The 15,748-nt window shown below is 41.6% G+C and carries 14 protein-coding genes, 2 pseudogenes and 1 riboswitch; of the genes and pseudogenes, 11 read left to right on the forward strand and 5 right to left on the reverse strand.

Annotated elements, in window-relative coordinates:
• Positions 1-10: 10 nt before the first annotated feature.
• From AC4J95_RS16335 to AC4J95_RS16350, 4 genes are all read left to right on the forward strand, one after another.
• The gene (locus tag AC4J95_RS16335) at positions 11-355 is read left to right on the forward strand and encodes an LPXTG cell wall anchor domain-containing protein (protein WP_494550767.1); all 345 of its coding nucleotides are present in this window, start codon (positions 11-13) and stop codon (positions 353-355) included.
• The gene (locus AC4J95_RS16340; RefSeq protein ID WP_494550768.1) at positions 345-3,938 is read left to right on the forward strand and encodes a WxL domain-containing protein; all 3,594 of its coding nucleotides are present in this window, start codon (positions 345-347) and stop codon (positions 3,936-3,938) included. Before AC4J95_RS16335 ends, AC4J95_RS16340 begins: the two co-directional genes overlap by 11 nt.
• A 149-nt stretch (positions 3,939-4,087) precedes the next feature.
• The gene (locus AC4J95_RS16345) at positions 4,088-4,228 is read left to right on the forward strand and encodes a hypothetical protein (protein WP_494550769.1); all 141 of its coding nucleotides are present in this window, start codon (positions 4,088-4,090) and stop codon (positions 4,226-4,228) included.
• A gap of 439 nt (positions 4,229-4,667) precedes the next feature.
• Positions 4,668-5,243, forward strand: a complete 576-nt coding sequence (locus tag AC4J95_RS16350) for a DUF6630 family protein (protein WP_494550770.1) — start codon at positions 4,668-4,670, stop codon at positions 5,241-5,243.
• Between the two features lie 639 nt (positions 5,244-5,882).
• Here the strand turns inward: AC4J95_RS16350 and AC4J95_RS16355 are convergent.
• From AC4J95_RS16355 to AC4J95_RS16365, 3 genes and pseudogenes are all read right to left on the reverse strand, one after another.
• Positions 5,883-5,969, reverse strand: a pseudogene (locus tag AC4J95_RS16355) (helix-turn-helix domain-containing protein); the annotation flags it as partial.
• 275 nt (positions 5,970-6,244) lie between these two features.
• On the reverse strand, positions 6,245-7,144 hold the full coding sequence (locus AC4J95_RS16360; protein ID WP_494550771.1) for a WaaS/CpsH family glycosyltransferase: 900 nt from the start codon (positions 7,142-7,144) through the stop codon (positions 6,245-6,247).
• Between the two features lie 183 nt (positions 7,145-7,327).
• Positions 7,328-7,858, reverse strand: coding sequence for a folate family ECF transporter S component (locus AC4J95_RS16365; protein ID WP_494550772.1), 531 nt, complete (start codon positions 7,856-7,858; stop codon positions 7,328-7,330).
• 35 nt (positions 7,859-7,893) lie between these two features.
• A riboswitch (THF riboswitch) is annotated at positions 7,894-7,990 on the reverse strand.
• 177 nt (positions 7,991-8,167) lie between these two features.
• On the opposite strand from AC4J95_RS16365, the gene AC4J95_RS16370 reads away from it, so the two are divergent.
• Positions 8,168-8,893: a hypothetical protein gene (locus AC4J95_RS16370; RefSeq protein WP_494550773.1), complete on the forward strand. Its 726-nt coding sequence runs from the start codon at positions 8,168-8,170 to the stop codon at positions 8,891-8,893.
• 18 nt (positions 8,894-8,911) lie between these two features.
• Entirely contained in the window at positions 8,912-9,598 is a 687-nt protein-coding gene (locus tag AC4J95_RS16375; protein WP_494550774.1) for a hypothetical protein, read from the forward strand.
• A 99-nt stretch (positions 9,599-9,697) separates the two neighbouring features.
• Here AC4J95_RS16375 and AC4J95_RS16380 read toward each other — a convergent pair whose 3' ends face one another.
• Positions 9,698-9,943: a hypothetical protein gene (locus AC4J95_RS16380; protein ID WP_494550775.1), complete on the reverse strand. Its 246-nt coding sequence runs from the start codon at positions 9,941-9,943 to the stop codon at positions 9,698-9,700.
• Positions 9,944-10,002: 59 nt separating this feature from the next.
• Here AC4J95_RS16380 and AC4J95_RS16385 point away from each other — a divergent pair.
• Positions 10,003-10,365, forward strand: a pseudogene (locus tag AC4J95_RS16385) (ClbS/DfsB family four-helix bundle protein).
• A gap of 43 nt (positions 10,366-10,408) precedes the next feature.
• On the opposite strand, the gene AC4J95_RS16390 reads toward AC4J95_RS16385, so the two are convergent.
• Complete coding sequence (locus AC4J95_RS16390) at positions 10,409-12,316, reverse strand: M13 family metallopeptidase (RefSeq protein WP_494550776.1); 1,908 nt, start codon at positions 12,314-12,316, stop codon at positions 10,409-10,411.
• Positions 12,317-12,417: 101 nt separating this feature from the next.
• Here AC4J95_RS16390 and AC4J95_RS16395 point away from each other — a divergent pair, with 101 nt between their 5' ends.
• From AC4J95_RS16395 to AC4J95_RS16410, 4 genes are all read left to right on the forward strand, one after another.
• Positions 12,418-12,969, forward strand: coding sequence for a hypothetical protein (locus AC4J95_RS16395; protein WP_494550777.1), 552 nt, complete (start codon positions 12,418-12,420; stop codon positions 12,967-12,969).
• Positions 12,970-13,104: 135 nt separating this feature from the next.
• Entirely contained in the window at positions 13,105-14,076 is a 972-nt protein-coding gene (locus AC4J95_RS16400; RefSeq protein WP_316404989.1) for a ribose-phosphate diphosphokinase, read from the forward strand.
• A gap of 66 nt (positions 14,077-14,142) precedes the next feature.
• Positions 14,143-15,294, forward strand: coding sequence for a cysteine desulfurase family protein (locus AC4J95_RS16405; RefSeq protein WP_494550778.1), 1,152 nt, complete (start codon positions 14,143-14,145; stop codon positions 15,292-15,294).
• A gap of 67 nt (positions 15,295-15,361) precedes the next feature.
• On the forward strand, positions 15,362-15,709 hold the full coding sequence (locus AC4J95_RS16410) for a DUF1831 domain-containing protein (protein WP_316404987.1): 348 nt from the start codon (positions 15,362-15,364) through the stop codon (positions 15,707-15,709).
• Positions 15,710-15,748 lie beyond the last annotated feature (39 nt).

A 15,748-nucleotide genomic window follows, 5' to 3' on the forward strand; every position in this document is an offset into this window, starting at 1 on the left:
AGGGGAAGTGATGAAACGTTTTTCAGTACTAGGAAGTATTGCTTTGTTGGTAGTTCTTCTATCAGTTTCTCCCATGTTAGTAGTAGCTGAGACCTCTAGAGCTGAATCAGAAACAAGTATCACATTCTCTGGTTGGGGAGATGCGGAACTAATCCCCCCCGCAATAGACGGAGCACAAACCAGTGGGCAGACCAACAAAGGTAGTAGTATTGGCAACTCAACGGCTGCGAAAACATTTCCAAAAACGGGAGAAATTTTTAATGGCACTATGATTCTTCTTGGATCTATCTTGGTTTTCGTCATACTGTTGTTCATTTATAAAAATCGTGGAAAGGATGAGAACAATGAGATGTAAAATTTTTAGACTGGCAACTAGTCTTGTTTTGGTACTAAGCATTGTTCTCTCTTCCATAAGTGCAACCGCTGTAGGAAAGGAAACAAGCACAGTTGATCCGCAAGTACAGTTATTAGTAGATGGAATGTCTGAAAAGTCGATTGATCATCAGACAAAGCAAATTTCTATGAAGATTGGCTACACACCTATCGAGTTAGTGGATCATTCTGTACAGACAGATAGCTTGCAGATAGATCTTCCAGATGGCATAACCTATTCACAAGAGAACAATCAAAGTCTAGCATCTACAGTGACGATCAATGAAGAGTACAATATAATGGAGATTGATCTGAAACAAATGTATGAGGAATCAATCATTCTGGATATTGTATTTGAACAGCTAACGGATCAAACAACTCTAACAGGTAGACACTACGTAAATGGACAAGTTATTGGGACAACAGAAGAATTGATAATTAACAAGAAACACGATGTAGAAACAAGTATGTTGGAAACGGACAGTGTCGAAAAAGAAAGCATTATAGACGACACAAGTCCTTCTGAAGATGGAAGTGAAGCAGCTCTTTCTACACGTGAAGCAAGAGCGACTTTAGACTTAGGTATATCAACCACAAGAACGTTACCAGTAGCTCAAGTAACTGATGGTCAATTTGAAAATGTCAGTTATTTTGATGTAGGTTCCCGCGAAGAATGGAACGATGCGTTATCGATTGGTGTTTCAGCAACGAGTTCAAGCAACAATAACAACAAAACAGAGATTACCTACATTAATATTACTGATAGCTTTAAAATGTCAGATAGCACAAGCGGAGCTGGAACGATGTTGGTTCGTACCAATCGAACTGATAAAAAATTGATTATTAACGGAAACAATCATTCTGTTGATTTTCGAGAATTCACGATGTTGTTCTATACGAATGATTGGGATGTCGTGTTTCAAAACATCACTGTATATAACGGAAACGACTGGGGTGTTACTGATTTGTACACTCCTGGTCGGAAGACGATTATTACCGTTCATAACTTTACTCAGTATGGAGCGCAGGCCTTTGAAGGTTCTAGGGGACGGATGATTCTTTCGGGAGATACATCCATGACAAGCTCTCCCACAGAAACCTATGTATCACCAATCGATGGAGTGACTGTGACGATTGACCAACGATATGTTTCCGGGGCCTATCGCGGAAGCTCCAATGTTGCGGTTGGGGAAATCTATGTCAAGGCCGGGTCTAACATAACGATGGACAATGGCCGTCTAGGAGCAAATTTTGTGTTTTTCCCTCGTGGAAACTTTTATACGGAGGATGGCACAGCTACCAAAATCACGATGAGCAATTTAAAAACGCCAACGAAATCAGGACCTTGGTATGTAAATGACTACGCCCCGGGAAATATCTCGCTTGTTGCGGAACTTCCATTGGATGCGAATATATGGCCTGATAGTCATCGACCGGCGTCATTGATAGGGCGAAGTAACAGTATCTATTTTGGAGATAACACTGAAGTAGAGATTCATAACGGTGCACCGAGAAGAGATCATGCGACAGTCTTACAAATGGAAGTAGCTGGAAGTTCGATCGAATTAGGTGAGAATGCATGCTTCACTGGGCTGGTGGATGAAACAACAGCTGTCAGCGGGAAAGACAAGACGCCGATTTATTTCACAAGTACTGGTTCGATCAAGCTTGGCAAAAATGCCAGCTTTGATTTAAGTGTGGGTGAAACCAATGATCCTAATAAAGCTGTAGGTGATGCGATTCATTTTGTTGGTAAGGCCAGCTTAGATCTTGCTGAAAGCTCAAACTTTAAATTACGAAGTGCCAGCAGCAATACAAACGGGCTCTTAAAAATGAATACTGCGGGATCTTCGATCAATATTGAGGATCAAGCGACCTTTGATATCGGCTTTACTCGATCTACAGAAGATCATTTGTTTTCTTTAAACGGCGCGCTGAATATTCCTGCGGCTAATGGCTACGTTCATCGGATTCGTCTATGGGATAATGGCAACTTTGACGATGCGAAACCAGACAATAGTTTCCAGCCATTAGACAAAACGAAGATTACCTACAACAATACATCGATTAGTTCGAAATCAACGAATTTAGCAGATGGTTTTGTTGATAATGGGACAGTTAGCAAATTCAATTCAGAGTATACGTCAAAAGCGCAACGGTTAGTCATTGATCCGATCGTCTTCAACGTGAAGTCAATTGATGAGTTAACCAATGAAACAAAGACCGAGTACTCAGTGACAGGAACGGCCGAGCCGCCAGGCGGAATGGTCGAATTATCTGGCGGACCATTGGATTTTCTGTCAGCTGATCAGAGACAGGTGACTGTCCAGGCAGACGGAAGTTACGAATGGAAAGGACCTTTATCACGTCCCTTCCATTGGGGCGAGACGATCAAAGTTAGCTATATCGGTCATTCAGATAAGTATTTAGAAACAGTCGTAAAAGATGTGACGAAACCGGAAGGGAAAGGTCGAACGATCCATGTAATCGAAGGAGATACCATTCCTGCTATTAAAGATTTTATTACAAGTGTTGAAGATACGAACGCGTTGGAGACAGACAAAGATCAATTCGGATACAATTTTGCCGGTAGCGAAATTAATTCGGGGAATGTTGCAACTATTACGAATGGGCAGGACACGCAAGAATTTGTCGATCAAGTAGTTATTGATGACACCCGTGGCAACGATTCTGATCCAGTAGAGGTGAAATTGATCGTTCATGAGGCAGATACAATCAATTCCATTACGGCAAATAACTTGATAGTTCATTGGAGTGATGTATCAGGCTTTGCAGTCGGCTCGACCGAATACGCTCAATATCTGAAACAAGCCATGGACACACAGGTACAAACAATTATCGATGGAAATATAATTAATTTGTTTTCTAATGTAGAGGTAGAAAATTTAGCTTCTATTCCCAATACAGTTGGAGGTCCATACAATGTAAAGTTCATTGTTCGAGCAGACAGTACGAATCAATTAAGTGCTGACTTGATCAAGGAAGTGCAGCTTACGATAAAATCTAACTTGGTTGATCCAAGAGATCCTTCGACTCGAGAGCCGAAAGATCAAGAAAATGGAGGAACTGGCGAAAATGGGGAGCTTCGTTTAGATTATGTTCCATCAACATTTGACTTGGGAACCAGAGAAGTTGAATGGAAGGATATGGAGTATCAAGCGATGGGCGATACCGATCAGTGGATCCAAGTTGCAGATGAACGCCCAGCAGCAACTGGTTGGACACTGAAGGCTTCTGCTACACCGTTTACTTCAAATGGAGATCAGCTATTAGGTGCAAATTTAGTAATTCCACAGGGTGAGATGTATAACAAGAAAACAGCTAATACAGTTAATCCTAGAGGACTGGTTTCTAAAGGTGAGGTTTGCCTAACAGCAATTGCTTCAGAGGTCTTTAGTGGTGACGGTGAAAACTCGAAGGAGGAGTCAACATATGTTTGGAGGAAAAATCAGGTGAAATTGAGGGTTCCAACAGGTCAAGGTCAAGCTGGTAAAAGCTACAGTTCTAAAATTACATGGGTTGTAGAAGCCGGTGCTCCGAATTGATTAACGATTGCCTAGAATCAAAAAGTAAATTGCAGAAATAATAGAAACGTTTCTCTTGCTACAATTAGCACCTGCGGTATTTTTGAACGCAGGTGTGTATTTGTCATTTAGGCAGCATAAATGTAGATATCCTATACTAGGTCCTACTGATGGCGAAGGAATTTTTGTATTACATCAATATTGATTTGGAGGCTTTAGCTGAAATCAATTTTCCTGACGATGACGAACTGGATATTCGATTGGATGCATGGCTGTTGAGTGCAATTGGGGCTTATAGGGATTCAATTTGAAAATATATCGAAAGAACAAGCATTCCAGATTTTCGCGGAATTGCTGCCGATCGCAAAAGATAAGTATCCTAACTGGATTTCGATCTCCAAGGATTTTATTGCACAAGAACAGCACACGAAGATCAATAGTAAAATGGCACAAAAGCAGTTGGAGAATTATGACACTTATCTGACCTATAAGGCGGAGAGTCCGTGGATGATGTGTCCGTTGGAGGAATATTTAATAGTAAAGCATCGAATATATCAGAGCTTATTTAAAAATATATTATTAATTCAAAATTTTTGACAAAAAAATATCGATGAAGATTGAAAGGACAGTGTAAAAATGTGGAGCTCCATTTTCAACATACTAATATATGCAATTTCTAGTATTCTTTTCTGGATGGTAGTTTTTTTACTCCTTTTTGCACTCAGTCTTTTCGTCATCGGGAAAATTGCTTTGAAACATGATACTAAAATCCAAAAGGAGAACATCTTTCTTCAAAATGATTTTTGTGAAACAACAGAATTTTTCGATCAAATTTCTGTGATTTTGCATTTACTTTCTAACGAGGATGAACGTCTTTGCCAAGCAATTGAAATGTTAACTTTAGAAAGCAAAGTATTCTATGCACAAAAATGGTTACCTGAAATATGCATGGAGGCTTCAGATGATTTTGACGGGTGGTCACTAATGATATTTACATTAGATAAATTTGGCTATTTGTCATATAACGATTGGAAATTCACCATGGAAGATATTCTAGGTAATCTTGAGAGAAATTTGAAAAAATACAATATTAAACTCAACATTTTTGATGGATATTCTAACAAAGAAAGAATAATTGATCCTTTAGAGTTTCCTAGAATTGCAAGCTATTTGCCAGAAGGTTATGCTTTAGCAAGTATAGATACAGGAGGAGATTCCTACGCGTTAACAGTAGCGCCGATAACTAATGTTGAAAAGGCTATTAACATAGCTGAATCAATGAAGAACCCCCCATTTGTTAAAGGTATTGAAATCATAAAAAAATGAGTATTTAACAATTAGAATGTTAAAACTAAAACACGTGATGTAAAATAAAAACTCATCTATTTTTTTAGAAATAGTAACTATTAATCTGTTAATAATAAACGTTTTTTTAATCCTAGTGATTGAACTGATTTAAAATATGTGATTTTCTCATAAAGTATAGAAGACAACCAGTAACAAAAAATTGAAAGAAATCTATTTATTTGATTATTGTTGAATTTGAAATATTGGCTTCTGTACACATAATGTAATTACATAATATGTACGAAAGCAGTTTTTGTCAGGGGAACTAAGACCTGAACATTAGGAACTCTATCACTTTGACTGTACCTAAGGAGTTTAATATAAAAGAGGGAACGGACGTTGAAGCTAGGTTAACGAAAAATGGTATCTTTTATGAATTTGTTGATGATGGCTCCATGATTTTGATGCGCAACTGTTAGAAGATTTGATTAGTGAAGGATATATCGATCAAGATTTATTGGCTGAATTTAAGAAGCGTAAAAAGAACTTGCCTCATGCTCTAAATAAATTAGCGGAGGAAACTTTGGCAGAAGAAAAGCAATGAGCAAAGCGGAATTGGAGAAAGAGATTGGCTTATGAATTCAATAAAAAAAGTCGTGCATCCGCACGGCTTTTTACTTACTCTTCTACATACTCGATAATATCCCATGGTTGGCACTGCAAAATCTTGCAGATACTGTCTAGCGTATTAAAGCGGACCCCTTGATGGAAATCTCAAGAGCTGCAAAAATCAAGAAAATAGACACCACTCAAAAAAACTATCTGTACAATTAAAAAAATCGAAGACAAAACAGTGGTAATGGTTCTGGTGGATCGATTCATGATTGTCACACCTTTCAAAATGATATCAAGCGAAAAACAAGGGCATACTGCCATATTATTGCCCAGTATTTTGAAAGACCTTAAGAGTTTTGAATAGAAAAAGACAAAAGCCTTCTTATTTTGAAAGCTTCTGTCTTTTTGATATTCGATTCACTTATCTACAATGCACTTTCATGCTCCATCAGTTCTGGATAATACTCGAATTCTTCAAAGAGCTTCGGATCGTAATCGACAAAGCGCTTGACCCAATTCTTAGCTTCAAAGAAATCGCGCATTTCTTGTTCTGCGGGGTGATAAGGGATATTCAAGAAAGCGGTCAATTTGCTGAGATCTTCTCCGATCATGAAGACATTTCTTGGATCATACATCCGATAAAACGGCAGGACCTCATTGCAGGTGATCAATTTCTTCTGCAAGAAGAGTGATTCAAAGGTTCGTAGGGTCACACCGAATTGTCCGGCACGCAGGATTTCCAGGATTCCTTTGCTGCGTTTGACTAATTGCAGGTATTCGCCATAAGGCAGATAGCCTTCTTGTTCATTCCCACGTTTTGGCAGGATGTGATAGAAGGTTGAGAGTCCCAACGCTTCGAAGCGTTCTTTTAATTCCATCGCCTGCTGCTTGCGGCCGTTGTCATTGGCACCGAAGAAAATATCATATTCAGTGTCGTGCAAGGGCTCGCCGACAGATTGAGTGTAGAAGGAGCTATTGTGCTTCAATCCGAGATCCCGCGCTTCTAGTGGATCGAAGTGATAGATTTCATTGATCGCGGGTTCTTTTTGGGCGGCATTCAGTTTGCGATAGTGTTCTAATTTAAAGTGGTTCCAGAAAAACAGGACGATCTTGGCTTTTGTGAAGGGACGGATGCGTGCAGCCATCTCCGTTTCGAAGCCAAAATCTAAGAATATAATTAATTGAAAATCTTTCAAGTATTGGCGTAAATAATCGTTGCTTGCTTCAAGTAGTTCTTTCCCTGAACAAACGCTAACTTCAGTAACGGCAGGGAAAAAGTACAGTGAACGGTCTTTAGGGACGATCAAAACATCAGAATTTTTCATATTTCTCCCAGCTTTCGTATTAAATTTTTCTCATCATAGCGCTTTAGATAACGAATTGCGATTTTAATGCTTGAGAAAAATAACACAAAAAGAGAGGCTGACTATGGGATAAGACAGCCTCTAAAGGGATATACGCTGTGAAGGTAATAACTCTTTCACATAAACGTAATAATTTGTAAATAATTAGTGAGCGCGATTGAAGCGTGCGATCCATTGTTTATAGGGCAACACACCGCCTAGGAAATAGGTGATGATTGCTTGGATCGGAATCCAGATCACGGTTTTGATCAAACGTGGTGCCCAGATCAACCAGCTATTCAATGGCACGTGGTACATCATTGCCAGCCATAGTGGCGTCAGGATCAAGTTGATCACGATTGTGGTTACTAACACCGATTGAATCGAGTTCTTCCACGTAATCTCTTTCTTATAAAAGAAGTAGCCATAGATCACTCCTTCAAGAAAGGCATTGATGGTGAAGCCGATAAAGAATGGTGCCTTCGCAAAAAGTGACATTCCAATAAAATCAGCAATCACAGCGCCGACCCCTGTCCAAAATGGACCGAACAGCATTCCCATAATGATTTCGGGGATAAAGGTAAAGCTGACCTTGAGAAATTGTGTCTCGATTCCTAATATGCGAGACAGGGTGACCATCATGGCGATTAATAGCGCCATCATTGTGATGCTTCTAGCATCAAGGTGTTTCTTCATTTCTAGCATCTCCTCATAGAGCTGCTACATCTGCATGCAGCGAATGCGAAAATAAAACCGCAGACCAAGTCTTTCGTCCAGAGGACAACATCCCATCCCTCCAGCACTTAACGCTTTATTTTCTACTCTGATTTATTTTTGGGGAAGTCCCCGTGAAAATACTAGCACAGAATGAAAATGGAAACAATCTTTTCATACCATATTCGTGATTACCAAGTCATTTCTTTTTTTATAAGAAAGTTGGGTAAATTTTTGACTATTTTAGAGGTATTATAGATTTAGAGAATTTCTTAGAAAGAAGGGAAAAACATGGCGGTAAAACCATTAAATGAGAGGCAGCTTTTTCGCATGAAGCGGGTGAGCCTGGAAAAACGCATCAATCAATATTATTCAGAAACGCAGGATGTTGATTCGGTGATCGAATATGGCATGGCAGTCTTGGTATTTAATGCCATCACAATGACGAATTATTCGTTTATCTGCAAGGATCTATTCAAGGAGATCTTCTTGACCAGTGAGCCGACGGAGATTATGCGAGAATATTGTCTATATTTTTATGATTATTTTGAGTACCAAGAATGGGAGATCGTACGGGATCGGCTGTTTAAAAATCGCGCAGAATTTTCCGAGCGGACACGAGCGATCCGACCTGAAACGAAGTATGTACGGGCGGCTTCTGTTCCGACGAACAAAAAGCTAGATTGGCTTTATGAGAATTATTTGGAGGAGTGGCAAAGAAAGCTTGCTGTGAAGGAACGTTATAATTATGCCCTCAACACTGTTTTTTTAGATGAAAATGGGAAGCGGCACAAGCAAAAGTTTCTAAATGCAGATGTCAGTATACCGCCTACTAAATTAAAGACACTGCTAGAACTATTGACACGATTAACGATCTTTGAAAAAAATGGCGTTCGCAGATTTTATGAGAGCGTATATCCTGAATGTGAAATATCTGTAGGGCGTAAACATTATGCTGATGAGGCGAAAGATGCAGCCTATCTGCAGCGCAAGCGGGAAGAGGCGGAAACACTATAGAAAAAAGGGGAAATAAATGTGAAGCCGTTACAAGAACGACAGCTATTTCATATGAAGCGAGACTCTCTAGAAAAGAAAATCTTTCAATATTATTTAGATACACAAGATGCAGATCAGGTAATCGAGTATGGTATGGCGGTCTTAGCTAAGAATTCAATCGTAGTCGAGGACTATTCCTTTCTATGTAAAGACCTGATTCGCGAGATTTTCCTAACCTGTGAGCTGACTGAAAAAATGCGGGACTTTTGCTTATACTTTTATGATTACTTTGAGTTCAGTGAATGGGAGAAGGTGCGAAACAGACTATTCAGAAATCAAGCTGAATTCTCTGAGCGGACACATTCGATTCGGCGGGATATGAAGTATATTCGTGCTGCATCAGCACCGACGCTCGATGCGATCACCCCAATGATCGAGGAGTTTACAAAAAACTCTTCAGAGGAGGTAAAAGCGGACTGCTTAGCTAATCCAGACCTGTTCGAATTTACACTCAAAACAGTTTTTGAAGACGAAAAGGGCAAAAGGACGAGTCTGAATTTGAAGAATGCGGATTTTGGTAGAACACATGAGGCATTGGTCGTATCATTGGGGATTTTGGCGCGGTTGACGATCTTTCAGAAGGACGGAGTCCAACGCTACGCGAATGTAATTTGGAAAAAATGTAAACGTACTAGTACTTTATTGGATTCCTGGCATTCAGCGTAAGAGGATAAAAAAGTAAAAGCGAGTAAATAGAATAGAAGCAGTCGGTTACAGTTGTGAACCGGCTGCTTTCTTAGCTTAGAAGGTTAAATATTCAATACATTAGATAATGAAGACGATGAAGCTCCAGCCGCAGCCTTTCTTAAAGGTCGTATAGAATGGCGAAAAATTATTGTCTCCGATATCATTCTCGAACACTGCTTGACTGGGATCATTTTTCAGGTAGTAAACCTTCAATTTTGCTGGGAACTCACCATTGTCATCATTGCGATACGTGAAGCGCTTTGTCTGCTTACGACCGTTGATCGTGTATTCATATGTCACAAAAATTTTGGAGTAATCACTCATATCATCCGTCGTTTTGGTCGAATAGTGCCTTTGAAAATCTCGCCTATTAGTTTGGCTGGTTGGCGCTGATTCAAGATTGCGAACAGACGGAACGTGAAGGTCAGACAGTCGAGATGCCTGCGCCAGGGATCAAGTGGAATCAGATGGGCCCCTTGCATGAACAATTCTATGCGGATCAAGAGGGCAAGAGTCTGTCAGACATGATCACGTTGTTCAATCAATCAGTCGACACCACCTGTCAGTGGCTCGCTAGCTTAGATGATGAGGTGCTGTTCTAGCCCGGCGGCAGAAAATGGGCGCAGTCGACCTCTTCGAATTGGCCTGTTTGGAAGTGGGTCCATATCAACACTGTCGCGTCATTCAAGCCATTCAAGTCATTTCGCACGAAGGTTCGCAAATGGAAGAAGTTACGGGCAGCATAAAAAGAGACCGAGGAAAATGAACTCATTTTCCTCGGTCTTTTGCTTACCAAATACTTACGCGTTTTTCAGGAGCTAAATACATCGCATCTGTTGGCTGAATATCAAAGGTTTGATAGAAGTCTGCCAGATTCTTGACTTGGACATTCGCCCGTAATTTGTTTGGTGCGTGAACATCAATGGACAGGAGTAATTGGGTGTATTCTTGCCGTGCCTTCATCCGCCAGATCGTTGCCCAGTTGATGAAGAAGCCTTCAAGATCGACGTCCTTGTCTTTCTTCGCTGCTTCTAGAGCACAGCTTAGTCCGCCTGCATCAGCAATATTCTCTGAAACAGTCAGTTTGCCATTGACCTTTCCACCGGCAATTTCCAAACCGTCGAACTCAGCAATCATTTGATCTGCTAATTCTTGGAAATGCTTTTGATCCTCTTCGGTCCACCAATTGTTCATGTTCCCGTACTCATCAAAGAGTGAGCCGTTGTTGTCAAAGGCATGAGAGATTTCATGGGCGATGACAGCACCAATACCGCCAAAGTTCTCGCTGCTAGATTGCTCTAGGCTGTAAAACGGCGCTTGGAGAATCGCCGCAGGGAAAACGATGATATTGCGGAATGGATGGTAATAAGCATTCACTGTGTCAGCACTCATTTCCCATTCATCGCGTTGTACCGGTTGATTCCATTTCGCGTAATCCTCTTTGCGCTTCAACTGGCTGAAATGCAATGCGTTACTCAATAATGTACCGCCTTTTTCCGCGGGTGTTACTTTGAATTTTGAGTAAATTGGCGGGATCTTATCTGGATAGCCCACGTGGATGCCTAGTGTACTTAGCTTCACGATGGCTTTTTCACGGGTGGCTTCACCAAGCCAAGTGTTGCTGCTGAGGCGTTCTTGGTAAATTCCCACCATGCGCTCCACCATTTGTTCGACATCTTTCTTGGCTTGTTCGCCGAAATATTTCTTGCCGTAATAATCTCCGACGATTTGGTCAAAGCGTCCGGAAGCCAAGTAGTAGGCTGCCTTCTCCTGTGGACGAGCTTCTGGTGCGCCAGACAGCGCACGGCTGTATGTGCCGCCAACTTGACGGAACTCTTCGCTGAGATAACCGGTCAAGGCATTCAGAGTCATAACGATCATCCAGCTTTTCATTTGCGGGAATGTGTCTGGATTGACTAACTCATCGAGTTTTTCAAAAAAGGCTGGTTCCATCACGATGATCTTTTCAGGAACTTCGCCAATCAAGCCCACCAGTAATTTCTTCAAATCAAGATGCTGGCTGTGTTTGATAAATTCTTCGCCGCTTTCTGGGTTGTACATTTTACTGTAATCGGCGCTTTCTTCTGCACTTTTTACGTGTGGGGCCAGTAATTTATCGTATTGAAGTGCTTCATCGATGATTTTTTCGGCTGCCGCTGCGTCATAGCCTGCTAAATCAAAAAGCTTCATGGTCATTTCTTTGAAGATCGTTAATAGCTGCGGTGCCTGTGGATGATCCGCTTCGTAATAGGTTTTATCCGGCAAGATCAGGCTTGGTGCACCGGCAAATAAGGCGTTGATCTTGGTATTTTTCATATCTGCATCCACGTCTACGCCGAAAGGTAAAGGAAGACCTTCGAGAACCCAACTGGTCAATTGTTCTTCGAGGTCTTGAAGATCAGTTAACTCCTCGACTTGCTTAAGTAACGGCAGCAGAGGAGCCGCGCCGTCTTGATCGCGTTTTTGATAGTCATTGGCTAGTTTGAAGTAGGCAATGTATTCCTTCATCAAGTCATTTGGAATCAATGAAGCCTCCTCGCTCATTTTCTTTGTATCGGCGATTAATAGGTCGTCGATCTCATCGACAAGATCTTGAAAACCGCCGGTTGCGGGCTTGTCAGCGGGAATCGTTGCTTCTTCGATCCATTCACCATTGACTGCTTCGTATAAATCTTCTTTGATTTTTGTGTTATCCAAAATTTATTCCTCCGTCCTTTTTTGCTAGTTCTTTCTGTTACTATCCATTATGATATAACTTAAGAAGATACACAAAAGAAAATGATTCGGTGGTGGAGAATATGGACTATCCAATTGATCAATGGGTCGAGTTAAAGAGCTTTGACACCTATCGCGAGTGGAAAACACCGCGGGGATTTTTATGCGGAACCTATGCTAGCAGTGCGCTGCTGGCGTATTGGCAGGATCAGCTAGATGTGGATTGCTTGCCAAGTGGGTTAAGAGAAAAGAATAGTAAGCAAAATGAGCAGCTGATTCACGCATTGCAGCCTTTATTGCAGCCGATTGATTTTCCGACCATGCCTTTACAGATATCCTTTGGCTTGAATCGCTTCTTTCGCCGCTATCGTATTCCATATCGGGCAAGAGGGACTGTGGCGGGTTCTTGGCAGCGAGTGACGAAACGAATTTTAGCGGGTGAACCAGTCATGATTGGGCTGCTCCAGCTTTTAGGCAGCAGCTATAGGAATCATTGGGTGATTGCTCACGGGTTTATGGAAACAGCCGATGGAAAACGATTCTATAAGATTCATGATAATTGGGGCAAGAGCGAAGCCGTGATCCCGGCGGAATGGGGAAATGGGACGATCTCGCTGGTTTCCCAGAAGAAATAGGAAAAGTCCTGAAAAGGGTCTTGAACCTCAAAACACGAACAATCCGTTTATCCCTTTCGAAAGGAAAAGTAAAATCTACAGCAAATAACCCAAAATATGTTAAACTGGTGGTACAAAAATACTTGGAGGGACACCATGTCAGAAGTAAGTAATGATAAATTTAAAATTTTTAGCCTAAATGGAAACAGACCATTGGCTGAAAAGATCGCCGAAGTCTGTGGAGTGCCATTGGGAAAAAGCACGGTTAAACAGTTCAGTGACGGAGAAATCGCGATCAATCTGGAGGAGACAGTCCGCGGATTTGATGTGTATCTGATCCAATCAACCAATGAGCCGGTAAATGATCATTATTTAGAGTTGTTGATCATGATCGACGCTTTGAAACGAGCGAGCGCGAAAACAATCAATGTCGTTTTACCTTATTACGGGTATGCCAGACAGGATCGTACAGCCAAACCGCATGAGCCGATCACAGCAAAATTGATTGCAAATTTACTTTCAGACGCAGGTGCAACAAGAGTACTGACACTTGATCTACACACTGTGCAGGTCCAAGGATTCTTTGATATTCCAGTAGACAACCTATTCACGATGCCGCTATTTGCTCATTACTATCGTCGCCGCGGAATGGTGGGCGATGATTATGTCGTCGTTTCTCCAAAAAACAGCGGAGTCCAACGTGCCCGCAGTCTAGCCGAGTATTTGGACACAGCGATCGCAATCGTGGATGTCGCTGAAGAAGGCAATCCGGATTCCGGTTATGTAATCGGCGATGTGGAAGGCCGCTGCTGTATCATGGTAGACGATATTTTGAATACTGGTGAAGTGTTCTCTAATGCTTCAAAGACCTTGAAGAAAGCTGGCGCAAAAGAAGTTGTCGCTTGTGCTTCTCATGGTTTGTTATCACCTCCAGCAAAAGAAAATTTAGATGCTGCTGACATCAAAGATATTTGTATCACAGATTCTGTTCTGACTGATCCTGAACGTCATCCGGAAAAATTGTCGATCATCAGTTGTTCAGTTCTGATGGGGGAAGCAGTAAAACGGATTCATCAAAACGAATCTGTCAGCCCATTATTTACGATGGAACAAAAAGATTTTGAGTAAAAGGGCAGCGATGCCCTTTTCTTTTTTTAATAGAACTATTGCACACAGAGAGAGGTACGAAAGTTTGTGGAAAATATATATTTAGATCATGCGGCAACGAGCCCGATGCATCCAGAAGTAGTAGCGGCGATGACAGAAGTCATGGCCGAAACGTTTGGAAATCCATCCAGCGTTCATTCCTTTGGTCGGCAGGCTGCCGGCAAATTGGAGCTGGCGCGAGAGGTGATCGGCAAGAGCCTCGGCGTCAAATACCACGAAATCATCTTCAACAGCGGCGGTACAGAAGGCGACAATACCGCGATCATGGAGACGGCGTTTGGTCGTCAAAACGAAGGTCGTCATTTAATCACGACCCAGATCGAGCATCCAGCCGTGATCAATACGATGAAGTACTTGGAGACACAAGGCTTTGAAGTGACGTATTTACCAGTCGATCGCAAAGGAAATATCTCGTTGGCTGATTTTGATGCCAGCTTGCGACCAGACACGATCTTGGTTTCCATCATGTACGGCAATAACGAGATCGGCAACTTGATGCCCATCAAAGAAATCGGTGAACGATTGAAGGATCATCCAGCCTATTTTCATACCGATGCGGTTCAAGCCTATGGCAATCAGTTTATTCGTCCTCATGAATTAGGAATAGATTTTCTTAGCATCTCGGCTCATAAGATCAATGGGCCAAAGGGTGTTGGCTTCCTATTCAAAAGTGATACGGCCAAGTTAGCACCGTTACTCCGCGGCGGCGAACAAGAGGAAAAACGTCGGGCAGGAACCGAAAATTTGGCTGGTATTTGCGGGATGGCGAAGGCTGTTGAACTATTAACAGAAGACGAGCGGGAAAAACGCCAGAAAATCTATGATCAGTTCACTCAGAAGGTCTTGACGACATTGGATCAAGCGGGGATCGATTATCATGTAAATGGTGATTTGAGCAATAAGCTGCCCCATGTCTTAAATCTTCGCTTTAGCGGGATCATCAATGATCTGTTGCTGATGAAGCTGGATCTGAAGGGGATTGCGGTTTCTACAGGTTCGGCTTGTACAGCCGGAACGATCGATCCTTCTCATGTGCTTGAAGCGATGTATGGCAAGAACGCGCCAGAGATCAGAGAATCGGTACGTGTAAGCTTTGGCTACGGCAATACGATGGAGCAGGTAGATTATTTTGCTGATCAGCTTGTCGCGAGCTTACGGGAACTGACCAAGAACAAATAATGTGGATTGAAATGCTTGATACTTATCTTTATAATTAAGAGTGAAAGAAAAAAGATGAGGTGAGCATATGGCATTTACGAAGACAGCAACGATCAAAGGATCAAAATATCAATACGCATTAGCGCCAACGGCTAAAAAATATACTTTGCGGGACAATGGATTTACCGAAACCAGCTCAGGCAACTTCCAATTGGTTCGTCCATTACAAGCGACACCCCAAAGTAAAGAAGGCTTCAAGCTGAAAATCACAGTAGCAAAGGATATCAGTACCTTAAAGATGTCAGTGACAACAGCCAACGGTCTGAAAGCAGTGGATATTTTCAAAGATTCAAAACAAGAAATGGTCCAAGAAAAATTCTACTTCCTAATGGATGGTATGATTGATCGCGGATTGTTTGTAAAAGAAGAAATTTAATCACGAAGCAGGTCTTATCTATTGTTGATGAGACCTGCT

This window comes from Enterococcus sp. GPZ-007 (assembly GCF_059374735.1).